Genomic DNA, 24,909 nt, shown 5'->3' on the forward strand with positions numbered 1-24,909 from the left:
GCCACGCGCTGCGCGACATCGCGGAACTCGATGTCGACGGCAAACACACGCTGATAATAACCAAGTGCATCGGCGTGGCGTGCCATAACTTCGCTCGCGTACCCCAGGAGATACAACACCCCCACCAACTGCTGGTCATCGGCCGCGGTCGTCTCAACGGCCCGGCGCAGGAGCGTGACGGCCACCTGCAGCTGCCCCTTCTCGACAAAGCACTGCCCCAGCGCCTCGTACGAGCGCACCCGGTTCGAGTCGCCGCGCAGCGCCTTCTGGAACTCGGCGATGGCCTCGTCGGTGAGCCCCATTTCCTTGTAGGCGACCCCGAGGTCGTAGTGCGAGTCGTAGTCCTCGTCGTCGACGTTCTCCGCCACGCCCTGCTTGAAGCGGCGCAGCATCTCGTCGAAGTCGGCCTGCTCGTCACCCGTTGGGGCCGCCTCCTGCGTGACCATGCGCGTGGTCCGCACCGGCGTATCCTCGCGCAACCAGCTGCCGAGGTCGATGAAGTCGTCGTCGGACGACTGTGCCGGAGTCGCCGCAGGCTCGAGACGGCCCTTCTCCGCGGGTGTCGTGGGCGGGAGTGGCGCCACTTTCTCCAGCGACGCGGCGGGGAGCGGCGTCGCCCTGGAGGATCGGTCGGCCGTTCGGTCGTCGTGCGCCTGGCTCGCGGCGTCCGCACCCGTCACCTCGTCGGCGGCGAACGGAGTTGCCAGCGCGGCGGCGCCCATGGGCGGGGTGCCCACGAAGTCGTAGTCCGAACCCGTGGGAAGGACGCCGCTGCTGGGCGGGGTGACCGGCTCGACGACTGGCGGCTCGGCGAACGCGGCGTCGATCTCGTCATCGAGCGATGGCGCGGGGAACGGGGCGACTTCCTCATCGCCCTCCTCGGAGGCGTCGGCGGCGGCGCTCGCGTCTTCATCGCCGCTTCGCTCGCGGTCCGCGACGGCGGCGCCGTCATCGTCGGCGGCGGGCGAGACGGCGAGCTCCGCGAGCGAGCCATTCGCCGCGCTGTGCTGCATCTCGCGCGAGACGATCTCCTCGATGCTGGTCATCTCCTCGTCGCGCGGCAGGCGAAGCTGCTCGGCGGCGAGCGACGAATCCGTGGACGCGAGTTCACTTCGTGACTCACCAGCGAGCGAGGGCGAGACGAACAGCCCCTCGACCACGACCGGGATTTCCGAAGAGATGGTCTGCGGTGCAATTCCCGGGGCGGCGGTGACCGGCACCGAGCGATCGAAGAGCCCCACGACGTACTCGGGGGAGACCGGGACCGACGCCTCGCGCGCGCGCTCCGAGTCGGCGTCGCGCGCGTGCTCTGCCTCGCTCAGGAGCCCCAGGGCAAAGCGCGCGCGCCCATTCCCCGGCGAGAGCTCCATCACCCGGCTGTAGACGACGCGCGCCTTCTCTGGCTCCCCGCTGCGGAAGAGCGAATCGGCGAGTTCGACGTATGCCTCCACCAGGCGCACGCGGTCGTTGGAGCGCACGGCATATTCCACGCGCTTCTGGTGGTGGCGCACCGAGGTGGGAATGACGCGCAGCACGATGTCGGCGACTGAGCGTGCGCCGTCGAGATCTCCCACCTGCTCGTAGCCGCGCATCGCGATGTCGAGCTCGAGGAGCCCTTCCTCGCGATCGCCCTGGTCCAGCAGCGCCTCACCCAGTTGGCGGCGCAGCCCGAGGTTGCCGGCGTCGAGCTCGAGGCGGCGGCGCAGCTGCGCTTCCACACCCCCAAACGACAGCGTGCTGCGCGGCGTGTGCATGCGCGCAAAGAACGCGTCGGAACTCCCGGGGGTGCGGCGCGGGGGCGTCGGCGCGCCGTCGTCGCCCACCGGTTCCGGCCACATGAGGGCGGCGGAGAGGTCGTCGAAGCGCGCTCCAGCGCGATTGGGGCGATCGGTGCCGGGGACGATGATGGCGCTCACCTCGCCGGAGACGAGGTCGCCCATGTGCTCATCGCGCCACTCGCCGTCGATGAGCACTTCGGGCGCGGCATCGGCCGGCCACTCCTCGCCGTTCGCAGCGGGAGCTGCGGCGGAGCGCGCATCATCAGCGTCCACTTCCTCGGGGACGTCGCCACGCGCACGCTTTCCTTCCCCCAGGAGCTCACGCGCGAGTTCGGGATCCGGGACAAACTCCGTGGAGTCGACGGCGTCGAACAGCGGCGGTTGCGCCAGGAGATCGTCGACGGTGTACTCCGAACCACCGAGATCCAGTTCCTGGTTGATCGCCAGCGGATCCGCTTCTGCGCCGACATCGAGCATGGGAAGGTCGACGGCGCGTTCGCGGAAGGCTCCGTCGACGAGAGACGCATCGACGGGGGTCCCGTCGGCGGCGGGATGGTCGGCGGATGCCTCGTGTGTCGCGGCGCGGTCGGCGTCGGAAGCGTCGGAAGCGTCGGAGGCGTCGTCGAGGTGTGCATCGGCGGCGCGCCCCTCGCGGTCCTGGCGCACATCGACAAGCGCCCGGAGCGCGTCGACGTCGAGCGCACTGCCGCGATCGGCGGCATCGTGCTCGTCGTCAGGGGGCGCGCCGTGGGCGAGTGCGGCATGCTCGTCAGGCGCAACGCCGGCGCCGGCGTCGGCGTCGGCTTCGGGCGCAGCCTCGGCGTGTTCGTGAGCGGCGGCGAGATCGGCACTGTGTTCGGCTTGGCGAGCGGCCTCCCCATCGTCATCTCGCACTCCGTCGTTGGACTCGGCGTGCGCCTCCGCCTGAGATTCCTCACGAGATTCCGCCTGAGCCTCGGGCAGCGTCGCGTCAGGCGTCGCAGCGTCCGTCGCGGCCTGTGCCGCGTCGTCCGCGCGCGCCGGCTCCTGCGCCGCAGGCGCGTCGTCCGCCGCCGAGTGACGCATGAAGGGAGGTGTCAGCTCGTCGAGCAGGTCGATGTCGGGCTCGTCGGCATCCACGTGGCGGGGGCGCGACGGGCGCGAATCGTACGATGCGTCGGCGCCGTCGTGCGCCGCGGGTTCGCCTAACGGCGGTGCATCCGGCACTGGCGCCGCGCCCTCGTCCACCGCGTGATTACCCCGCGCCTCGTCGCTCTGCGCCCCCGACGTCGGCGCTTCCGTAGCCGACGCCACGGCGCCCGCCGATGCTTCGTCGCGCGCGCGCAGCGTCGACGCATCGTCGGCCGGCGTGTCGGGCGCCGCCGTTGCTTGCGCCATCGAGGGCGGAACGGCGGCGTCGTCCGCGATGGCGGGGACGCCGAGGGGGGTGAGGAGGCGGTCCAACGACATGTCGTCGGTCGCTCCCAGCGCCGCCTCGACCCAGGCGTCGGGCGTCTCCTCGCCCTGGAGGGAGAACTCGAGGCGCAGCGAGCGCTTGGTCTCCTCGTCGATCTCCTCCGATGGCACGACCATGATCTCGTCGGTCGTGCGCGCGCTGCCGTCGACGGCCATCAGTTCCAGCGTCTCGCGCTCGCAACGCGGGGCAACGGGGTTTGCAGCTGCCGGCAGCGCCTCGCGCTCCTGTTCCGCGTCGCGCTCGCCGTCGGCCGCGGCCGCCGCCGTGGCCGCCTCGGCGTCAGCCGCAACGCCGTGCAGCGACGCCTCATCGTCAGCCGCAACGCCGTGCAGCGGCGCCCCCTCGTGAGCCGCCGCATCGACCGACGCATCGTCGATCGCCACCTCGGCCACCGAGCCCTCGTCGACCGGCAGGACCCCCTCCCCCTCCCCATCGCGCGCCGACTCGAACAGCGACACCGGCTCCACAGGCGGGAGTTCCAGCACCCCTGGATCAAACGGCGACAGCGTCGGCGCGTGCAGGTCGATGGCCGGGATCGCGAGGGTGTCGAGCGTGATGGGGGCGCTCGACGCGACCAACAGGTCGTCCACCAGGTCGACCACCGGAATCGCTCCCTCATCGATGACCAGCGGCGACGGCGACGCCACCGCGCCAGGGGCGTCACTCCCCGTCACCGAGGTCACGAGGCCGCCTAACGGCGGAAGCTCGAGCAGGTCGATCGCCGGGCTCGCGATGGGGGTGCGCAGCACGGTGAGGAGGTCGATCTCCTCCGCGTCGGACGGAAGGAGCGGCAACTCCGAGCGGACGGCGAGGTCGTGCTCGGGACGCGGATGCTCGCTCGGGCTCTCGCGTTCACGGTCGGCGGCCAGCGGAAGCTCGGCGAACTCGCGCCCGGAGAGCGGCGGTTCGTCGATGAGCGGCGCCAGCACCGGGTGTGCACCAGAGAGCGAGACGCGCGGCGTCTCAAGTCCGGTGACGAGCGGGATGGGCTCCGGTGTCGCGCTCCACGCCTCGGGCTCGGGGGGGAGGATCGACTCCACCTCGCTCGGCGATGCCGCGTCGATGGGCGTTCCTCCTGCCTCGAAGCCATCCACGGCCCCCACGATGACCGTCGCCGGTTCTTCGCCGAGCGACGCGGTCGACTCGAAGCCATCGATGGCGACCGGCTGGGTGGTCGCCACCTCCTCCCCCTCGGGGTCGAAGGCGAGGATGAGGCCATCGAGCGCCGGGACGCGCGCCGCCGGCGGCGACGCGGCGGCGCCGGCGACCGGGGCGGCGGGAGGCGTTGCGCCTGGCGGCGTGCCCGGCGAGGAGTCCGCGTTGCGCCTGGCGGCATCACTGTCAAACTTCCCGACGTCGAGGAAGACGAGGTCGTTCGACTTCTGCGCCTGCCACGCGCCGGACACCCGCGGCGTCACGTCGGGATCGATCGCCTTGATCCGATCGATCGTCGCCCGCGCCTCCGCCTTGCGCCCCTCCGCCTCGAGCTTGCTGTACAGCACCTCCAGCTGCTCGATCGCCTCCGACTTCCGGTTCTCCTTGTTGAGCCACTCCGCCAGCATTAGGCGGATGTCGTCCTGGTCCGGGCAGAGATCGGCGAACTCCTTGAGCGCACGGAACGCCTCGTCCACATGCCCCGCCTTCTGCATGCGGTCCGCGTACTCGAGGAAGTTCTTCTTCGCGTCGCTCTTGAACCCCTTGGACGCCGAGATCTTCCCCAGCTTGTAGTAGACCGTGGTCCGCGCCGGCGACTGGCGCAGGATCTTGTTGCAGAGAGCGATGGCGTTGTTGAGGAAGCCGCGCTCGGCGTAGACGTCCACCGCCTTCTCGTAGTAGGCCAGCGCCTCGCTGACATTCCCCTGCCGCTGCAACAGGTCGCCCACACGGTTGAACAGCTGCAGGTCGGCGTCGTCCAGGTCGCGTCCCGCTTCCTCGAGCAGTTGGATATACAGCGACAGCGCCCGATCGAACTGCTTCTTCTGTTCGAAGTCGGTCGCCTTCTTCTTGAGCTTGGCGATGTTGGGATTGGCCATCAGCGCCCTCCCCCGCCCTCGTGCCCCGTCGCGGTCATGTCGCGCATGGCACTCCGCGCACCCACGTCGAACGGCAGCGCCTGTCCCCGTACCAGTAGGGGAGTTCGCGCACGTCTTCGATGTCGAAGAGCGCCAGGTCGGCGGCAAAGCCCGGCGCGAGCTGCCCCGTCTCGTGGGCGAGTGCCAGCGCGGCCGCCCCGTTCACGGTGGCGGCAAGCAGGGCCTCGGAGACCGACAGGTGCAACTGGCTCACGGCGAGGGCGAGGATCAGCGGGAAGTTCGGGGTCGGGGAGGTGCCGGGGTTGAAATCCGTCGCCAAGGCGACGGCCGCACCCCCATCGATCAAGGCACGCGCGGGCGCGTGCCTTTCCTTGCCGAGGAAGAGCATCGTCCCCGGAAGCATCGTGGCAACAGTGTCCGACGCCGCCAACGCCTGGATTCCGTGGTCCGAGACCGCCGCCAGGTGATCCGCCGACGTCGCCCCGAGCTGGGCGGCCAGTTCTGCCCCCCCGGAAGGGCGCAGTTCGTCCGCGTGCAGCTTGAGACGCAGCCCGGCGGCTCGGGCGGCAGTCAATACCGCCCGCGATTCCTCGACGGTGAACACGCCCGGCTCGCAGAAGACATCCGCGAACTGCGCGAGCCCCCCGCCGACCACCCGTGGGATCATCTCATGGACGATCAACCCCACGTAATCGGCACGTCCTTCCGGGGTCCCCCGATGCTCGAGCGGAATTTCGTGCGCCCCCAGAAAGGTCGGGACGAGGCGCAGAGGGATCAGCGCGGAAAGGCGCCGGATCGCCCGCAGGCTCTTGAGCTCGTCGTCGAGCGTGAGGCCGTAGCCCGACTTCACCTCGACGGTGGTGGCGCCGTACGACGCGAGGCGCTGGAGGCGAGGGAGCGCCAGCGCGACCAGTTCGTCCTCGCTGCGCCCGCGCAAGTCGCGCACGGAGGCGTGAATCCCGCCGCCACGCCGGGCAATGTCCATGTAGTCCAGCCCCGCGGCACGCAGCTCCTGCTCCTCGTAGCGCGGCTTGCCGAAGATCGCGTGGGTGTGCGAGTCGACGAGCCCCGGCATGAGGACGCCGCGCGCGCAGTCGACGCGCTCTGCCGTGGCGTAGTCGCGCGCCAGCTGCTCTTCGCGCCCCACGGCGGCGATCCGGTCGCCCACCACGGCAACGGCGCTCCCCGCGGGGAGGACGCCCGCGTCGCGCAGCTCCTCGCCGCGACGCGCGCGCGCCGGTCCGGCGCAGGTGACCACTTGGGAGGCGTTGACGAAGAGGCGGGGAGTCATGGGTCGCTCCGAGATGACGGGGTGGCCTAACGTGAGGCAACACTCCGGCGACGCAAGTCGGGGCGAGCTCCCGCGCTCGTCAGGCGCGGGGGCGAGCTCCCGCGCTCGTCAGGCGCCCGCCGGCCGGACGCCCACGACGAGGGTCAGGCGAAGACGTCCTGCACGCGCGAGAGGCGCAGCGGCGCCTGCGCCTCGCCACGGCAGGCGTAGTAGCACTTGTTGCAGTCGATGGGACGATACTGGTCGAACTGCGACCAGTGGAAGTCGGTCGGGAAGTCGGGGCAGCGCTTCACGTGGCCGGTCGGGTTGATATGGATCGTCCGGATTCCCGACTGGCAGGGCTCGGCCATCTCGCCACGCAGGTAGCGCGGGATCTGCTCGAGGTAGTAGTCGGAGTTCGTGATGATCCCGCGGCGGCGGCGCTTGAATGCCAGCAACTCCTTGATGGCCGCCTCGGCCTGGCGCGCGAAGCCATCCTGCAGGAGAAGCTCGCGATTCCCGTTCTTGAAGTCCGTGTAGACCGAGAAGTTCACCCCCGCGCCCAGCTCCGCGGCGCGGCGTACGAGCGGGAGCAACTGGTCGAGGTTGTCGTTCTTGATGACCGCGTTGAAGCGCACGCCGTGCATCCCGGCATCGCGCATGGCCGAGACGGTGGTGAAGATCTTCTCGGTGAGCCCGGGAATGCCGCGCGCCGTGTCGTGCCGGCCATCGAGGTAGTCGAGCGAGATGTTGAACTGGTCGACGCCGGCCTCCCACAGCGACTTCGCGCGATCGAGCGAGAGCATCCCGCCGTGCGTGATGAGCATGATGTAGTTGAGGCCGATCGCGTCGCGCACCGTGGAGACCAGCTCCTCCAGGTCGCGCCTCAGCAGCGGCTCGCCGCCGGTGAAGGTGACGAGCATGGGATTGAAGTAGCGCGCCGCATCGGCGAACGAGGCGAGCTCCGTCTGGCGCGCCTCGGCGGGAGTCTTCCAGTAGTCGCAGAAGCCGCAGCGCGCATTGCAGCGCATCGTGACCTCGAAGTGCACGAGGACCGGACGCCGACGCGCCACCAGCCAGGCGTACTTGGCGAGGAACATCGGGATGTGGTACGGCTTGTACTTGCTGCTCAACATCGGCCCGTCACCTCGGCGGGAGCATCGGGATCGTTACTCCCTCGCGGCGCGCGGTGGCGATGGCGATGTCGTAGCCGGCGTCGGCGTGGCGCGCCACTCCCATCCCCGGATCGTTGGTGAGGACGCGCTCCAGGCGGCGGCGCATCTCGGGCGTCCCGTCAGCCACAATCACCTGCCCGGCGTGCAGCGAGTTGCCGATGCCGACACCGCCGCCGTGGTGGAACGAGACCCACGACGCACCGCTCGCCACGTTCACCATCGCATTGAGGATCGCCCAGTCGGCAATCGCGTCGCTGCCGTCCTTCATCGCCTCGGTCTCGCGGAACGGGGACGCCACGCTCCCCGTGTCGAGGTGATCGCGCCCGATGGCGATGGGGGCCGACAGCTCGCCCGAGGCGACCAGGTCGTTGAGCGCGACGCCGAAGCGCGCGCGCTGCCCCTGCCCCAACCAGCAAATGCGTGCCGGAAGCCCCTGGAACCGGATCTTCTCCTTCGCCAGCGTGATCCAGCGACGCAGGTGCTCATCGTCGGGGAAGAGGTCGAGGACCAGGTCGTCGGTGCGGCGGATGTCGGCCGGGTCGCCGGAGAGGGCCACCCAGCGGAACGGCCCCTTTCCCTCGCAGAAGAGCGGGCGCACGTAGGCCGGGACAAAACCGGGAAAGTCGAACGCATTGGCCAGCCCGGCGTCGAGGGCGACGGTGCGGATGTTGTTGCCGTAGTCGAAGGTCACGGCCCCGCGCTGCTGCAGCGCCAGCATGGCCCGCACGTGCTCCACCGCCGACGCCGTCGACCGGCGCACGTACCCTGCCGGGTCCGCCAGCCGCAGCTCGGCAGCCTCGGCCAGGGACAGGCCGGACGGAACGTAGCCGTTCAGCATGTCGTGCGCGCTGGTCTGGTCCGTCACCACGTCGGGGACCACGCCGCGCCGCACCAGCTCCGGCAGGACGTCGGCCGCGTTGCCCACCAGCCCGACCGACAGCGCGGTCCCGCTCGCGGTCGCCTCGCCAATCCAGCCTAACGCCTCGTCCAGCACGTGCGTCTTGCGATCGCAGTATCCGGTCGCGATGCGCTTGTCGATGCGCGACTCGTCGACCTCGACACCGAGGATGGCCGCCCCGCACATCGTCGCCGCCAGCGGCTGGGCCCCTCCCATCCCGCCCAGCCCCGCCGTGAGCACGAAGCGCCCGCGCAGCGTCCCGCCAAAGTGCTGGCGCGCCACGGCGCCGAAGGTCTCGTACGTCCCCTGCACGATCCCCTGCGAACCGATGTAGATCCACGAGCCGGCCGTCATCTGACCGTACATCATCAACCCCTTCCGCTCCAACTCGCGAAAGACGTCCCACGTGGCCCAGCGCCCCACGAGGTTGCTGTTGGCGATGAGGACGCGCGGCGCCTCGGCCTGCGTGCGGAAGACGGCGACCGGCTTCCCGCTCTGCACGATCAGCGTCTCATCGTGCTCCAGCGCGCGCAGCGCGGAGACGATCGCGTCGAATGCCTCCCAACTGCGCGCCGCTCTCCCAGTCCCGCCGTACACCACCAGGTCGTCGGGACGCTCGGCGACGTCGGGATCCAGGTTGTTCATCAGCATGCGCAGCGCCGCTTCCTGTTGCCACCCCTTGCACGAGATGGTGGTGCCGCGCGGCGCGCGCACCGGGCGCGCCCCGGCCAACGCGGGGGGAGCGGCTGCGGCCGTTTGGGGGGTGCTGGATGGTGCGGCGGAGGCGGTCATGGGAGGCTCCGGGACGATCGCGCGGCACAATGGCGGCGCGCCTCGATTGGCGCGGTGACGTGGCACCCCGGGTGGGCGCCATGCCGACGCGCGATACCTAGTGGAATCCTGCCGGCATGGCGACGTCGAGCCCGCCGCGCGACACGAAGCCGGCGGCGGCCGCGATGTCGGTGGACAGGACGCGATCGCGCCCCAGCGGGGCCACGATCTCGCGGAACGCTGCATGCGCCACCTCGATGGGAGCGCTCGAGCGCAACGGGCGGCGATAGTCGAGCCCCTGCATGGCGCACAGCAGCTCCACCGCCAGCACATGCCGCACGTTCTGCACGATGCGGCGCAGCTTCACCGCCGCCCCCATCGCCATGGGAACGACATCCTCCTTGCCGCCGTCGGTGGGGATCGTGTCGACGCTGGCCGGGTGCGACAGCACCTTGCACTCCGACGTGAGGGCGGCCGCGGTGACCTGGGCCATCATGAAGCCCGAGTTCACGCCGGCGTCGCTCGTGAGGAAGGGAGGCAACCCCTGGTTGAGGTCGGGATGCACGAGGCGATCGATGCGACGTTCCGACATCGTGGCCAGGTTGGTCAGCGCGATGGCCAGGAAGTCGCACGCCATCGCCACCGACTGCCCGTGGAAGTTGCCACCGCTGATCATCTCGCCATCCTCGAACACCAGCGGGTTGTCGGTCGCGGCATTCAACTCCCGACCGATGACGCCGTCGGCGAAGTCGAGCGCGTCGAGCACCGGCCCGTGCACCTGCGGGATGCAGCGCAGCGCGTACGCGTCCTGCACGCGCGGGTCGTTGAGGCGATGCGACTCGCGAATCTCGCTGTCGTTCAGCAGCGCCCGCAACAGCGCCGCCGAGCGGACCTGTCCATGCTGGCCACGCACCTCGTGGATGCGGGCATCGAAGGCGACAGGGGTGCCTAACAACGCCTCGAGCGTTGCCGACGCCGCCACGTGCGCCGCACGCCAGAGCGTGCGCGCCTCGTGCAGGGCGAGCGCGGCCAGCGCCGTGTGCGCCTGCGTCCCGTTCACCAGCGCGAGCCCTTCCTTGGGTTGCAGCGTGACCGGCGAAAGTCCGTGCGCCGCCAGCACCAACGCGGCGGGGCGCTCGACCCCCTCGGCGTCAATCAGCGTGCCCTCTCCAATGAGCCCCAGCGCGAGGTGCGAGAGTGGCGCCAGGTCGCCCGACGCACCAACGCTCCCCTGCTCCGGGATGGGGGGATGGAGCCCGGCGTTCAGCATCGCCAGCAACTGCTCGACGACGCTGGCACGAATGCCGGAGCACCCCTTGGCCAGGCAGTTGGCGCGCAGGAGCATCATCCCCCGCACCTCCGCCTCGCTCAACCGCGGGCCAACGCCCACGGAATGCGAGCGAATCAGGTTCACCTGCAGTTCGGCGAGCCGGTCGGGCGGGATCGCCACGTCCGAGAGCTTGCCGAAACCGGTGGTGATGCCGTAGACCACGTCGTTGCGCGCGACGATGCCGTCCACGATCTCGCGCACGCGGTCGAGGCGCTCGCGCGCGTCGGTGGCGAGCGACACGCGGGTGCGGTTGCGGGCGACGGCCACGACGTCGGCCACGGCAAGGGAGCGCCCGTCGAGGATCACCTGGGGGGATGTCATGCGCGCAAGTTCAATCGAGCCCCGAGCGCTCGCAACCCTACTGCACCGAGCGATTGCCGGTGTACCCACGCGGGAACTGCGGGCGGTCGTAGTTGAACTTGAGGTCGGGCTGCGCCTTGAGGGCGATGAAGAAGTTGAACGAGAAGTTGCCGTTGGGTGAGCGCGAGAAGGCGAAGATCGCGTCCCAGTCGTGCAGCTCGCGCTGCAGCGAGACCACGTGCGAGGCAAACTCGTTGCGCTGCACGTCGTAGGTGGTCTGCCACTGTGCCCCCCACTTCTCCGTCACGTGGAACGACATCCTCCCCTGGATGCTCGACTGCGGCGGCGTGCGGAAGAAGGTCCCGCCGCGCGTGGTGCTCTCGTACGGATTGGTCACCGACCCCGACGTCTGTTGCTGGCGTACGCAGGCGTCGTACGACAGCGGGTTGAGCAGGCGGTACTGCTCGCAAACGATGGTGGGGTCGAGCGATTGCACGTTGCTCCCGACGGGGGGGCGCTGGCGCGAGGCGCTGTACGAGAGGTCCACTCTCCACCCCTGCCCGCTGGGGATCTGCATGGTGGCCTGGTTCACGCTCCCCTGGATGGGGCGGTTGGCGACCATTCCCCCCATCCCGCCCATCCCGCCCCCCTGGCGCTGCGGCGTCCCCCCCTGCTGCCCCTGCCCCCCCTGCGCCTGCCGACGCTGGTTCTCGTCGAGCATCCGTATCCCCAGCATGCGCCCCATGGCGCGGACCAGCGGCGAGTTGGCGTCCAGCGCCAACGTCCCGCGAATCCCTTCCCGGTACGGCTTGAAGACCGCCGTGTCCGACACGGGATCGCCCTGGAAGAGCGAGTACGACACGCCGAGGTCGAAGCCGGGGAGGAGGTCGGAGCGCGCCGTGTAGTCGAACGTACGGTTGTTGAGCCCTGTCCCGCCGCTCGACTTGCGCGCCCGCACGAAGTCGTACGACAGCGTGGTGAAGGTGAGCGACAGGAGCTTGATCTTCTTCGAGTCGTCCGGCCCCACGCCACCGCTCGAGCCGGTGGGCCCTAACCCGCCAATGCCGCTCGGCGCCCCGCCCAGTCGCGCGCTGTCGCTGCGCGCCGAATCGGCCCCGGGGGGCGCCGACTCGTCGCGCGGCCTCCCCTTGAGCTTGGCCTCGAAGACGGTGGAGAGTCCCAGGGAGATGGTGTTCTGCTCGTTGTTGCCGAGGTACCCCTGCGCGATGTCGCCCATCGCCGCGAGGAACTCGTTGCTCACGTTCCCTTTCGGCGTGTAGGCGAACTGCAGGTTGGGCTCGATGGAGTGACGGATCGCCGCGACGGGGCCAAAGCCGGGAAAGAAGCGATAGAGCTTGGGGCCGAGCGAAATGCCGTAGCTGGGGCGCATCGACTGCGCGAGGAACTTCCCGCCCGTGCGCTCGGTGCGCACCACGAGGGGCGAGCGTCCATCGACCTTCTGGAACGAGATCGACGGCGAGAGGTTGAGCGACCCCTGGAAGAACGAGGGGAGATTGAAGCCCGTATCCCAGTCGAGCCCCGTCACGTAGTCGCGCGAGTAGACGCGCTCGACCTTGGAAGCGGTGTCGTTGACGTTGGTGTAAATCGTGCGCCGCTGCGGGAAGTCGTTGAGTTGGTCCCTGATCTTGATCGAGTTGCGCCAGTTGAAGCCAAAGATCTGCAGCGGCGTGTCGAAGCTGATCGACGAGTTGCGCGTGTTGCGGCGGATCTTGAGCGAGTCGAGCGCCCCCGTGAGCGAGTCGCGCACGTAGCGATACGCGAAGTCGCCCACCTGGTCGAGATCGAAGCTCTGGGCGTTGGAGATCTGGAGCCCGGGCGACCAGGTGAAGTTCTCGCCGATCTTGATGGGTTTGGTGGTGATGCCGAGCGTTGGGAAGTCGCGATCGAGCTGGTTGCGCCCCGGATACTGTGTCTGGCTGCCACCCAGGCTCAACGTCACCGGGCCACGCCCCGTCGAGAAGTTCATCGACGACCGGATGGTCTGCAGCGCCTGCGCCGGGTTGAAGGAGATGTTGCGCTGGATGACGGTGTTGGTGGAATAGTTGAACGTGGCGTTCAACTTGGTGCGCTGCGAGAACGCCTGGTTGTGCTGCAGCGAGTACACGGTGTTGGTGGCACCGCTGCGCAGGTACTGGTAGGAGAGCCCGAGGCGTCCATCGATGAAGCGGTCGCGCCAGCGGTATTGCGACTCCCCCAGGACGCGCACGTACCCCGGGTCACCCGTGGTCCCGCGGGCGTCGCTGCGCCAGTCGAACGAGAGCTTGGCGTCGACGTAATCGTTGAGCGCGAAGTAGTAGCCGATGTCCTCCACGGTGCGCCGCATGAAGGCGCTCTGCCGGAAGATCTGGTTGAAGCCCAGGCGCGGCGCGAGAATCCCGCTGCGTCGCCCCGGACGCATGTCCTGGAAGACGAACGGGAGCCACATCACGGGGATGTCGGCGATGTACAGCACCGCCGGGCGCGCCACCATCACGTTCTTCGACACGAGCTTGAGCTCGCGCGCCGCAAAGTGGTAGTGCGGCTCCAACTCTTCGCAGCTCGTGAGCCAGCCGTCTTTGGCATAGAACGCCGACTGCCCGTTGTCGGTCGAGTCGCCCTTGAAGGCCGCGGTGTTGCCGTGCACGATCCAGCGCTGCCCGCTTTCCACCGACGTGGTCACGTCGCGCACCACGCCGCGCCGGTTGGTGACGTCGTAGCGAATGCTCCCCAGCGCCAGGATGTCATCCTGCCCCTGCGACGGGTCGCGCAACAGGAGCGTGTCGCCGCGCGCGATCACGACGTTGGTCGAATCGTTGAACTGGATGGTGTCGCCCACGAGCGTGGCGGAGTCGCGCTGCACCGCGGCGCGTTTCCCCACCAGGTTCATCGTGTGCTCCTGCGCCTTGAAGACGACGTTCTTCCCCTGGTAGCGCATGACGCTGTACCCCTTGCGCTGCAGGAGGGCCGAGATCACCGAGTCAGGCTCCCCCCACTCCACCTGCAATCGCACTTTGGCAGAGTCGAGCCCTCCGCGGCCGATCGACTCCCGGCGGCGCGCCTGCTCCTCCGCGGAGACGATCGAGTCGGCGATCGCGCGGGCGCGGATCGTGTCCCGGCCGGCGCGCGCACGTCCGATCGAGTCGGCGCGCACGCGCAGCAGCGAGTCGGCAATAACCTTGGCCAGCGAGTCGGCCTTGGATGGAGGGGGCGCCTTGGGCGGGGGCTGCTGTCGCGGCGGTTGCTGTTGAGCGTGCACGGCGCTCTTCGGTGGCACGAGCGCCAGCCCGATCGCCAGCACGAAGGCCAGTGCGCGTCGCCAGGCACCGCCCGCCCTCACGGCACCGCCCGGCGTCACGGCACCGCCCGCCGGCGCGCCACCGCTCGCGATCACGCCACCGCCCCCGACGCCGCTTCCTCCGCCAGGCGCGCTTCCTCACGACGCTGCTTGCGCCTGAAGACCACGATCGAGCACACCACGCTCAGCTCGTACAGCATGTAGAGCGGGATGGCGATGGCGAAGAGCGAGAAGGGATCCTGCCCCGGCGTGATGAACGCCGCGGCGACCAGGCAGACCACCGTCGCGTGCCGCCGGAACTTGTTGAGGAACTGCGGCGTCACGATTCCCAGCGCCGTCAGCGCCAACACCGCGATCGGCAACTCGAAGACGGCGCCAAGCACGAGCGACAGCGAGACGACGAAATCGAAGTACTCGCCCGCCGTGATCATCGGCGTGAGCGAGGCCGTCTGGATGCTGTAGAACATGCGCAGCGTGATCGGGATGATCCCGAAGAACGCCAGCGAGACCCCGCCCAGGAAGAGCACCGCCCCGAACACGAGCACCGGGATGATGACCTTCTTCTCGTGCTTGTACAGCGCGGGCGAGAGGAAGCCCCACACCTGCCAGATGATCACCGGCGAGGCAAAGATGGCGCCCAGGGCGAACGCCATGCTCATCGTGATCTTGAAGGGATCGGCCGGGTGCGTGTAGACGAGTTGGTGCCCGTTGAGGAACGGGAGGATCGGCCGTTCGAGGATGAGGATGATGTCGAACTTGAGCAGGAGCGAGAAGGCGGCGATGACGCCGGCAATCAGCGCCACCAACCCCTTCAGGATGCGCCAGCGCAGTTCCTCGAGGTGATCGAGGAAGGGCATCTCCGAGTGATGTCCGACGTCAGCCATCCGTCCTGTCTTCCGCTCCCGGCCGGTCACGGCCCTCGTGGGGGGCGCCCCACGTTCGAAACCCTAACGATTCGTCCGTAACCACTCGCGGGCGAGGTCGGCCTCGTCGGACTGCGGGTACTCCCGCACCACGCGGTCCATCGCCGACCTGGCGTCGGCGCGCTTGCCCTGCCGCGCCATTGAGAGGGCGAGCTTGTACAGCGCCGTGGGGGCGCGCATGGAGCGAGGGTACCTGGCCACCACCGCGGCAAACGCCGAGTCGGCCGCCGTGCTCGTCCCCTCCGCCGCATACGACTCGGCGATGTTGATCTGGGCGTCGGGAGCAAGCTCCGAGGTCGGGTACAACCGCAGGAGTTCCTCGAAGCCCGCGCGCGCCGCGGAATAGCTCCCGCGCCGCAGCTGATCATACGCCAGTTGGTACAATTGGTTCGGTCCCGGCGCCGCCTGGACCGGGGCTACCGCCGAGTCGCCCGGCGCGACCGGGGTCGCCGATGGCACCGGCTGCTGGGCGCGCGCCTCGAGGTCGGCCCGCAACTCCTGCAGGCGGCGCTGGCTCTGCCCGGTGAGTTCCTGGATCTGGAGCAGCTGCTGCTGGATGGCCCGCATGTCGCCGCGCGAGTCGCCCTGGAAGCGGGCCAGGCGATCCGACGCGGCTCTGGTCGAGTCGGCCAGCACGCCTAACGCGGCGACCACCGTCGCCACCTGTCGCGCCCGCGCCGAGTCGGCGCGAGCGGCTTCGGTGCGGAAGTTCAGGATGTCGCCTTGCAGGATGCGCACGTCGTTCCGCGTGGCGAAGCACCCCGCCGTGGCCACGAGGGCCAGCGGAGCCAGCGCCGTCATCGCGCGAGCGACGCGTCCGGACGTCCGCACCGGGCGCATCACTTGGGAGCCACGAGGTTGTCGCCGCCGGCCACGATCTCGAACTCGGCGCGACGGTTCATGCGATAGGCCTCGTCATTCGACTCGGTGACCGCTGGACGTTCCTCGCCGAACGAGACGATCTCGAGGCGACCGCCGTCGATCCCCTGGTCGGAGAGATAGCGCTTGACCGCCGCGGCGCGGCGCTGCCCTAACGCGAGATTGTATTCGTCCGAGCCACGCTCGTCGGTGTGCCCCGCCACGCGAATGCGCAGGTTGGGGTTGGCGCGGAAGATGGGGAGCTTGGCGTCGAGCGTCGCACGCGCGTCGCCCGAGAGTTCATCCGAGTCGTACTCGAAGTAGACCGGCGCGGCCAGCGCGGCCTTGGTCGCGGCGATCGCGCGCTCGTACTCCGCCTTCTTGCGCGCTTCCTCGGCGGCCGTCAGCGAGTCGGCGCGCCGCTTCTCGGCGAGGGCGATGCTGTCGCGGCAGCGCTGGTCGCAGGTGACCGTGGGCGCCGGGCCGGTGGAAGGCGGGGTCGTCGTCTGCGGCTTCTTGCGGCAGGCCGAGATGGCGACGAGGGCGAAGACCGAGAGTGCGAGAACGCGAGAGGTACGAGTCATGACGATTCCTGTCCGCTGGGCTGGGGGGTGGGGTGTGGGGTTCAGCGAGTGCGTTGCAACAGGGGCGACCAGGCGCCAAAGCGCGCCCCGGCAGGTGCATGCGTCAGTTGGCGTACGGTGTTCGATTCCACGTCGAGGATCCACAGCTGCTTGGAGCCACCGCGATCGGACGTGAAGACCAGGTGCCGCGAGTCGGGAGCGAATGACGGCTGCTCGTTCACCCCTTCGCTCGTGTGGCGCTTGATCACGCGATCGCGCAGCGAGATCGTCATCACCTGCATGCGCCCGCCAACCTGTGCTTCGAAGGCGATGAGACGCCCGTCGGAAGCCCAATCCGGATTAGCCCGGTACGGCTGGTCGACGTAGTCGCGCGTCAAGAGATCCGCATTGGTCCCGTCGGCGTCGGAAATATACACCTCGGGATGCCCCAGCCTCCCCGATGTGAACGCGAGGCGTCGCCCATCGGGCGAGAAGCTCGGCTGCGTGTTGTCGCTCCCGCGTCCCACGGTGATCCGGCGCGCCGGTTCGCTCCCGAACGCGTTGGTGGCGTAGAGATCGGTCCCCGACTCCGCGCCGTGTGCGTAGGCCAGCGTGCTGCCGTCGGGTGAGAAGGCAGGCGTCATGTTGAGACCGGCGCGCGTCGCCAACGTGCGCGTGGCGCCGCCCAGTTCGCGAATCACGATCTGCTGCCCCGTCGTCCCCATCGTCATGTAGGCGAAGTGCGACCCGCGCGGATGCCACGCGGGCGACATCGCGGTGACCGCGGGGGTGAGCGCGAGCGCGTTCGCGCCGTCGCTATCCACCTGGAAGACGCGCCCGCCGCTCACGTACAGGATGCGCGTCGCGGCAACCCCGCGCACGCCGGTGATCCACTGCTCGATCTCGTCGGCCACGGCGTGAAGGGCAAGGCGCCAATCGGCGGAGAGCGCACCGGCCGGGAGCGGGAAGGCCTTGCTGCGCTCCACGACCCCCTTCCCCGCGTTATGCACCGCGACCTGCAGTCCCATCGACGTCTGCGTCACCTGCACCAGCGCCACCGCTCCCAGTCGCGTGAACAGCGCGTAGTTGGGCTTTTGCGTCCCGTTCCCCAGGGGAGGGACTGCCGAGGGCTCGAGCGCGACCACGTCGATGCGGTCGCCGTACTGGAAGTCGCGCTGCAGGATGGCGCGAATGGAGTCGCCCGCCGTTCCCCCGACTGGGAGGACGAGGACTCCGGGGCGCGCTCCTTGATAGACGAGACCGATGCGGACACCCGTGACCGTCGTGTCCTGCGCCTGCAGCGGTTCACGCGCCAACGCGACGAGCGCGAGCGCGACGCACGCGCGACGCGCGGCAGGCGCGACGCGCGCGGCGGTGATGGACGGGGACAAATCGAGAGAACGCGCGCAGCGGCGCAGCAATGACATCAGCGGATGAGTTGCGGATCGAAGCTGAAAATAACCGTCAGCACGTCGTCCCTGAATCCGTCCGGGAGCGGACCGAACGAACCGGAGCGCCCGGCCGCCTCGACGGCCCCCTGCGCCTCGAGGTCGAACTCGTAGGAGCCCGATCGCTTGCGAAAGGCGAAGCCGGTGATGCTCCCATCGCGACGCACGAGGAAGAGCACTTCGGCCACCAGCGCCTGCCCCGCGCGCGGCTTGAAGCGCAGCGCGATCTGGCGGACGATGTTCTCCAGGTAACCCGGATAGGGAAATGGGATCCCCTGCACCGAAACGTTGGCGACGTCGGCCCCCTTGCCCCCTTCGGGGCCGCCGCCGGCCTTGGGCGCCGCCGTGGTGCGCGACTTCACCTCCTTGGCGTTAGGCACCGGTGTCGACTTGGGGGCAACGGAGGTCTTGCGCGGCGCCTTCTTCACGGGGACCGGGGTCTCGTCAGGCGACACGGCGCGCTTGGGCGGCGTTGCCTCGGGTGCGGCGGCGGGCGCGTCTTCGGCCACTTGCCCGATGGCGCGTGGCCCCGCCGGTGCCGCGATCAGATCCACCTGGTACACCGGCGGCAGCGCGACCACGTGTTCGCGCGCGAACCAGATCGCGAGCGCAACGAGCGAGCCGTGCAGCAACACACTCAGCGTTGCCGGGAGCCCGAGCCCGCGCCGCGTCGCGCGCAGCGACGCGGCCGAGTGGGCCGTCACGACCTCGCCCCCCGACTCGTGGTGCGCACGACGCCGCTCACGGCTTCTCCGGCTCGACGACCATCCCCACGCCACTCGTCCCCGCCTTGATCATCACCCCCAGGACGCGCGCCACCGCGCCATAGGGAACGGCGGCGTCGGCCCGCAGGTACACGCCGCGCTTTCCGCGCTGTTCCGAAAGCGCCGTGTAGGCGGCGCTGAACTCCTGAAAGGTCATCTGCGTCTCGTCGACGAAGACGCTTCCCTTGCGATCGATCGTCACCACCAGCCCGCTCTTGGGCTCGAGCGCCCGCGCCTCACCCTTGGGGAGCTGCACATCCACACCGCCCTGCAGCATCGGCGCCGTGATCATGAAGATCACGAGGAGGAGCATCATCACGTCGATGAGGCTCACCACGTTGATCTCCGCGTTGAGCGGCGTGCGCTCCCGTCGGCGGCGCCCCATGGCAGGCTAGATCCGTTCCTCGCGCACGAGGAGGGCGATGAGCTCCGATCCGAAGCCCTCCAGCTCCCCCTCGATGCGATTGAGACGAGTGGCAAAGATGTTGTAGGCGAAGACGGCGGGAATGGCCACCGCGAGCGCCGCCGCCGTCGCGGTGAGCGCAGCTGCAACGCCCGGCGCCACCGCGGCCACGCTCCCCGACCCCTTCGTCGCGATCCCGACAAAGGTCTGGATGATCCCCAGCACGGTACCGAACAGCCCGATCAGCGGCGACGCCGACCCAATCGTCGCCAGCCATGGGACGTAGCGCGCCAGCGCGTCGCGCTCCGACTCGGCCTGCGAGTCGAGCACCAGCCGCAACGCCTCGAGCTGCGAGGCGCTGAAGCGCGCCGTGCGGTCGGACGTTGCCGCCATCGCCGGGCGCGTGTCGGCCATGAAGCGTTCCGCCCGCCCCACGACGTGGGCAAAGGGACTCGCGCCCCCCTTGCGCGCGTGGGCCGCGACGTCGTGGAACGCATTCGCCGCCTCGAAGGCGTCGAGGAATCGCTTGGATCCCCGCGCCACTCGGCCAAACTCGAGCCACTTGCCCAGGACGATCGTCCAGCTGATGAGCGAGAGGACCGCGAGGAGGGCGAGGACGCCCTTGGTGACCGCGTCGGTCGAGCGCAGGAGGTCCCAGGCAGAGGTGGGAATCGCGCCTCCCACCTGCGCCCACGTGACCGGCACCGTCGTCACGCCGCGCCCCCGCGCGCCTTGGCGGCGAAGAACTCGAAGGTGCGCGCCGTGCCGGCGGCGAGCGTCATCTCCGGCGCCCACCCCAGTTCGCGCCCGGCCTTGCCGATGTTGACCGACGAGCGTTGCTGCTCGCCCAGGCGCGCCGGTGCGTGCTGCACCGAAACGTTGGAGCCGGCCGCCGACTGCAGCGCCTGCGCCAGGTCGAGGACCGTCGTCTCGACCCCGGTGCCGACGTTGTAGGCGCGCACGTCCACCTGTGCCGCCGGCGGGAGCGACGCTTCTGCTGCGGCGAGGTTGGCCCGCGCCACGTCGCCGGCGTACACGTAGTCGCGCGTCTGCAGCCCTTCACCGAACACCGTGAGTGCCTCGCCCTTGAGGATGCGGTTGCAGAAGATCGCCACGACCCCCGCCTCTCCATGCGGGTCCTGGCGCGGTCCATACACGTTCGCGTAACGCAGCGCCACCGTGTCGAGGCCGTGGATGCGCGCGTAGTACCCGAGGAAGTACTCCACCGACAGCTTCGCGATCCCATACGGCGACTGCGGATCCTTCGGCATCGACTCCACCGTCGGCACGCTCACGAAATCGCCATAGATCGCCCCCCCCGTGGAGGAGAAGATGACACGCGTCGGATGCCCCGACGCACGCACCGCCTCCAGCAGGTTGAGCGTACCGACGATGTTGACGCCGGCGTCGAACATCGGGTCGTTCACGCTCTTGCGCACGTCGATCTGCGCCGCGAGGTGGAAGAGCGCATCGTATTTTCCTTCGCGCACGAGCGCCGCCGCCTCCGGCGAACCGATCTCCGTCACGTGCAACGTCGCGCCCGCCGCCACGTTCTCCCGCTTGCCCGACGAGAGGTTGTCGATGATGTCCACCTGGTAGCCGCGGCTCACCAGGAGTTCGCAGACGTGCGAACCAATGAAGCCGGCGCCGCCGGTCACGAGGGCGCGCGGGGAACGCGAAACGGTAGGCGTCACGGCGGTTCGGTCCTCTCGGGTTCTGGCACACGCCGCCGGCTCGGCGGTGGTGCCGGGGAGACATACGGGAGACTGCGGCAGCGACTTGGGCGACGAACGACGGCGCTCGCGCCACTGACGCGCGGCACTCGACATCGTCGCCTAGACAAACGGCGCCGGGGATTCCCCAGCGCCGTATCCTTCCCTGTCGTCGGCGGCGTCATCGGGACGCGAGCTTCGCGCACAATGTAACGCCGAGCGCCCCTGAGGTGGGAGGCGCGCGTCACACGCGCTTCACTTGTCTCGCGCGCGTCTCGCGTGTGTCACACGCGCCTCACTCCCGCGCCTCACTCCCGCGCCTCGCGCCGCGCGTCACGCGCGCGACTACCCAGCGCGCCGAGGAGACGCGTGTACCCCTCCGAGCCCGCGCGACCCCTCAGCGCGCTACGAGCTCGATCCGGAGCGGCGTCCCTACGCCCAGCGCGGGCTGCGACTGCTGGACGATGAGGACACTCGCCCCTCGCGCCGATGCGCGCAGCACGGTGCCGCGCGCGATGACATCCGACGCGCGCCGCTCGACTCGCGAGCCCCCGTCGCGGTAGAACGTCACCGCGTCGCCCGATCGCACGTCGGCGGCCCCGTCAACGTCGACCAGCACCACGTGCTGCAGCGTCGGAAGGAGTGCCCCGTCCATCACCGATCGAATCGCCCCGTCGACGGCTCGCCGCTCCGCTCCGTCCTGTCGTCGTTGGGACGCCGCGGCCAGCGCCAGAGCCGAATCGCGGGGGAAGGCGGCCTGGGGAAAGGGGACGAGCAACACCCCTTCCTCCATTCTCCCGTACTTTGCGACCACCCGCGCGACATGTTCACCCGCCGCCGCCTCGGCCGAGACGAGCCGCACCGCCCCCACGGGGATCATTGCTACTCCACCCCCGTCCAGGGGTGTGGCAACAACCGCCAGCAGCTCGCTCCCCACCGCCGACAGGAGCGCGCGCGGCGCCCGGACGGCCACGCGGTCGTACAGGTGCAACTCGTTCGCGCCCCGGGGCGCCACGATCGCCATCGACTCGAGGCGTCGTGTCACGGCGCCGGCGCCGGCAACCTCGTCGTCACCCCCGATCCACGGCGCACCCATGACCTCGCGCGATAGCGCATCACTCGACCGCCCATCGCTCGGATGCGCACCGCGCGACCGCGTATCGCGCGCCGACGCGCTGGCGCCGCTCATCGTGCGATTGCCCTCTGCCACGCTCGCCGCACGTGCCGTCGCCGACTGCTTCACACCGTAGAAGACCGTCCGCCCTGCATACGGGGCAAAGAAGTCGTCACCCGCGCCATCGGCCGGGATCGCCGCCACGCCGTTCGCGACCTTCGATGGGAGCGCGCCGGCACGTTCGCCTGGGATGGCAAGCGTCGTCCCAGCCTCCAGCCGTCGTGCGCTCGACACGACGTCCCGATTGAGGGAAACGATCTCTTCCCATCGATGTCCGTCACCCAGGTAGCGCTGCGACAGGCTCCACAGCGTCTCGCCCGGAAGGACGACGTGCACGCGCCCACTGCGCGTCGGTTGAGCGGGCGCGCTGTCTGTCACCGACGGGCGCTCCTGCTGCGCGCGCGCCGCGACGGGAGCGACGATCGCTCCCGCCACGACGAGGGCGCGAATCACCATCTCAGAACGGCAGGTCGTCCTCATCCGTCTCGAGCGCGTTCGGGAAGTCCTCGAAATCATCGCCGCCTCCAGATGACGCGGCCGCCGACTGCGACGCACGCGAACGATCGGGGGCCGCCGCGCGCGAACGGCCACCGCCGCCGCTGTTGTTGAAGTCGCCCCCGCCCCCTTCACCGCCGCTCCGAGCGCTCAGCATTACCATGTCGCGGACGCGAATCTCGGTGGTGTAGCGCGTCTGCCCCTCCTTGTCGGTCCACTGCCGGTACTCGATGCTCCCCTCCACGTACAGCCGGTCTCCCTTGCGGACGTAGCGCTCGATGATGTCCGCGAGCCCGCTGCCCGGGCCGCGCGCGTTCCACGCCACGCAGCGATGCCATTCGGTCTTCTCCTGCCGATCCCCCCCGGGACCGTTCCACGACCGCGTGGTCGCCAACGAAAACTCCGCGACGCGACCGCCGCTCCCCACCGACTTGATGTCGGGATCCTTACCGAGGTTCCCGATCAACATGACCTTGTTCAGGCTTCGACTCACATTCTCCTCCTGGGCGAGAGTGATTGGCTCGCCGTGGACAGTACCGACGCTCCCCAGTGGGAGCGTCATCATTCTACTTCGCTCCGTATCGGAAGTAGAGCAGGACGCACTCATCACGCGCTCCACCCACGACTAGCGCGCGCTCACCCCTCGCCCCCCAACCCCAACCCGGAGAATCAACGCGTCCTCGACCGGCCGAACATAGTACCTGGAACGCCGCCCCACCTCCACAAACCCCTCGGACTGGTAGAGCGCCCGCGCCGCCGTGTTCGACTCCCGCACCTCCAGATACAGGAAGTACACCCCCCGCGCCGACACCGCGGCAAGCGCGTGACGCAAGAGACGCCGCCCCTCGCCCCGTCCGCGCTCCGAGGCCGCGATGGCGATGTTTGCCAAATCGCCCTCGGTGTCGGCGACGTACACGATCACGAACCCCACCACCCCCTCCCTCGCGTCCTCCTCGGTCCCCCACTCCCTGACCGCCACGTCGAAGAGCACGTCGTCGCGCCCGATCAGGTCGCGAAACGACCGCGGCGACCACGGATCCGAGAACGACGCCCGTTCGATGGCGACAACCTGGTCCACGTCGGCCAGCGTTGCCGCACGCGTCGAGACTCCCGCCTTGCTCATCCCACCGCGCCGAGGGAGCGCCCGTGCGCCTGCTCCCACTTGACCTGCGCCTCGGCCAGGCGCCCGTACTCAGGTTCCCAGCCGGCGAGTTCCACCGGGTACAGGAGGGGGCCGGGGTTCAACCGCGCCACGTCCCGGGCGCGCGGCAGGGCGTGCCGCCCCCCTTGGAAGGTGTCCCCGCCAACGCCCACGATCAGCGCCCCACCAGTCCCCGCCTCCGCCGACAACGGTGCGGCCAGCTCCGCCGCCAGCGATGCAAGGTCGCGACGTGTCGGCGCGCCGTGCGCCGTCACCGCGCCATCGGCGTGGAGCGTGAAGCGCTGGGCGTACCACTCACCGCGAAGGGCGTCCAGCACCGCGATCACCGGGCGGCCTCCCGGCGCGGCTGCCGCGTCGCCGAACTCGCCAGCCGCAATGAGCGCCAGCGAGGAGACGCCCCACAGCTCCACGCCCAGCGAACAGGCGAGCCCCTTGGCGATCGCCGCCGCGATGCGGAGCGACGTGAAGCCGCCTGGACCGGCACCGCAGACGATGCGTGCGAGGTCGGCCGTGGACACTCCAGCGACGCGCAGCATCTCGACGAGCGCCGGCATCATGCGTTCGCCGTCGTGCCCACGCATCGGGACCTCCGCCTCGGCAACGACGGCGCCCGGGCGCAACAGGGCCAACGAGCCGCTGCCGGCAGACGCTTCCAGTACCAGCGTGAGGTCAGGCATTCGCTTCGCTGTCGGTGCGCAGCTCGCGCACGTCGTCCTCGCCCGCCACGTGCAAGAGCGCGAGGTGCCGTGCACCTGGCGGGAGCGCCCCCTGGGCCCGCTCGGGCCACTCGACCAGGACCAGCGCCGGCGCCGCCACGATCTCCTCCCAGCCCAGCTGCACCAGGTCGCGCGCATCGCGCAGGCGGTACAGGTCGAGGTGATACACGGGCGTCGCCCCCCCGGCATACTCGTGCACGAGCGCGAAGGTCGGTGACGTCACCGGTTCCTGCACGCCGTAACCGCGGCAGATGGCCTGGGCCAGCGTCGTCTTTCCCGCCCCAAGGTCGCCGGACAGCGAGACGATGCAGGGGGCGCGCAGCGATCGGCCAAAGGCATCGCCCCACGCCACCAACCCCTCCCGCGTGAGCCGGATGGTTGCCAT

At 69.7% G+C, this 24,909-nt stretch carries 19 protein-coding genes; all 19 read right to left on the reverse strand.

Annotated features, from left to right (window positions below; translation table 11 throughout):
* Positions 1-5,267, reverse strand: a 5,267-nt coding sequence (locus IT359_10955) for a tetratricopeptide repeat protein (protein MCC6929498.1), incomplete at its 3' end; no start/stop codon positions are given.
* Between the two features lie 34 nt (positions 5,268-5,301).
* Positions 5,302-6,558 (reverse strand): imidazolonepropionase, encoded by a 1,257-nt coding sequence (locus IT359_10960; protein MCC6929499.1) that lies wholly within the window; start codon positions 6,556-6,558, stop codon positions 5,302-5,304.
* Positions 6,559-6,701: 143 nt separating this feature from the next.
* Entirely contained in the window at positions 6,702-7,673 is a 972-nt protein-coding gene (locus IT359_10965) for a radical SAM protein (protein MCC6929500.1), read from the reverse strand.
* Positions 7,674-7,680: 7 nt separating this feature from the next.
* Entirely contained in the window at positions 7,681-9,402 is a 1,722-nt protein-coding gene (gene hutU, locus IT359_10970; protein ID MCC6929501.1) for a urocanate hydratase, read from the reverse strand.
* A gap of 97 nt (positions 9,403-9,499) precedes the next feature.
* The gene (gene hutH / locus IT359_10975) at positions 9,500-11,032 is read right to left on the reverse strand and encodes a histidine ammonia-lyase (GenBank protein MCC6929502.1); all 1,533 of its coding nucleotides are present in this window, start codon (positions 11,030-11,032) and stop codon (positions 9,500-9,502) included.
* A gap of 37 nt (positions 11,033-11,069) precedes the next feature.
* Entirely contained in the window at positions 11,070-14,402 is a 3,333-nt protein-coding gene (locus IT359_10980) for a hypothetical protein (protein MCC6929503.1), read from the reverse strand.
* Entirely contained in the window at positions 14,399-15,190 is a 792-nt protein-coding gene (gene tatC / locus IT359_10985; GenBank protein ID MCC6929504.1) for a twin-arginine translocase subunit TatC, read from the reverse strand. Before tatC ends, IT359_10980 begins: the two co-directional genes overlap by 4 nt.
* A gap of 63 nt (positions 15,191-15,253) precedes the next feature.
* On the reverse strand, positions 15,254-16,030 hold the full coding sequence (gene ybgF, locus IT359_10990) for a tol-pal system protein YbgF (GenBank protein ID MCC6929505.1): 777 nt from the start codon (positions 16,028-16,030) through the stop codon (positions 15,254-15,256).
* A 38-nt stretch (positions 16,031-16,068) separates the two neighbouring features.
* Positions 16,069-16,671 (reverse strand): OmpA family protein, encoded by a 603-nt coding sequence (locus IT359_10995; GenBank protein ID MCC6929506.1) that lies wholly within the window; start codon positions 16,669-16,671, stop codon positions 16,069-16,071.
* 41 nt (positions 16,672-16,712) lie between these two features.
* Complete coding sequence (locus IT359_11000; GenBank protein MCC6929507.1) at positions 16,713-18,077, reverse strand: PD40 domain-containing protein; 1,365 nt, start codon at positions 18,075-18,077, stop codon at positions 16,713-16,715.
* Positions 18,077-18,802: a TonB C-terminal domain-containing protein gene (locus tag IT359_11005; protein MCC6929508.1), complete on the reverse strand. Its 726-nt coding sequence runs from the start codon at positions 18,800-18,802 to the stop codon at positions 18,077-18,079. The genes IT359_11000 and IT359_11005 overlap by 1 nt, the downstream gene beginning before the upstream one ends.
* Before the next feature lie 37 nt (positions 18,803-18,839).
* Positions 18,840-19,247, reverse strand: a complete 408-nt coding sequence (locus tag IT359_11010; protein MCC6929509.1) for a biopolymer transporter ExbD — start codon at positions 19,245-19,247, stop codon at positions 18,840-18,842.
* Positions 19,248-19,253: 6 nt separating this feature from the next.
* Positions 19,254-19,970 carry a MotA/TolQ/ExbB proton channel family protein gene (locus IT359_11015; protein ID MCC6929510.1) on the reverse strand — a complete coding sequence of 239 codons (717 nt, stop codon included), beginning with the start codon at positions 19,968-19,970 and terminating at the stop codon, positions 19,254-19,256.
* A 5-nt stretch (positions 19,971-19,975) separates the two neighbouring features.
* Entirely contained in the window at positions 19,976-21,094 is a 1,119-nt protein-coding gene (locus IT359_11020; GenBank protein ID MCC6929511.1) for a GDP-mannose 4,6-dehydratase, read from the reverse strand.
* Between the two features lie 280 nt (positions 21,095-21,374).
* Positions 21,375-22,607 carry a LysM peptidoglycan-binding domain-containing protein gene (locus tag IT359_11025; GenBank protein ID MCC6929512.1) on the reverse strand — a complete coding sequence of 411 codons (1,233 nt, stop codon included), beginning with the start codon at positions 22,605-22,607 and terminating at the stop codon, positions 21,375-21,377.
* Position 22,608: 1 nt separating this feature from the next.
* On the reverse strand, positions 22,609-23,139 hold the full coding sequence (gene ssb / locus IT359_11030) for a single-stranded DNA-binding protein (GenBank protein MCC6929513.1): 531 nt from the start codon (positions 23,137-23,139) through the stop codon (positions 22,609-22,611).
* Positions 23,140-23,271: 132 nt separating this feature from the next.
* Complete coding sequence (rimI, locus tag IT359_11035; GenBank protein ID MCC6929514.1) at positions 23,272-23,769, reverse strand: ribosomal protein S18-alanine N-acetyltransferase; 498 nt, start codon at positions 23,767-23,769, stop codon at positions 23,272-23,274.
* Positions 23,766-24,485 carry a tRNA (adenosine(37)-N6)-threonylcarbamoyltransferase complex dimerization subunit type 1 TsaB gene (gene tsaB, locus IT359_11040; GenBank protein ID MCC6929515.1) on the reverse strand — a complete coding sequence of 240 codons (720 nt, stop codon included), beginning with the start codon at positions 24,483-24,485 and terminating at the stop codon, positions 23,766-23,768. The genes rimI and tsaB overlap by 4 nt, the downstream gene beginning before the upstream one ends.
* Positions 24,478-24,909 carry a tRNA (adenosine(37)-N6)-threonylcarbamoyltransferase complex ATPase subunit type 1 TsaE gene (gene tsaE / locus IT359_11045; GenBank protein MCC6929516.1) on the reverse strand — a complete coding sequence of 144 codons (432 nt, stop codon included), beginning with the start codon at positions 24,907-24,909 and terminating at the stop codon, positions 24,478-24,480. Before tsaE ends, tsaB begins: the two co-directional genes overlap by 8 nt.

The sequence above is a fragment of the Gemmatimonadaceae bacterium genome (assembly GCA_020852815.1).
Classification (GTDB): Bacteria; Gemmatimonadota; Gemmatimonadetes; order Gemmatimonadales; family Gemmatimonadaceae; genus SCN-70-22.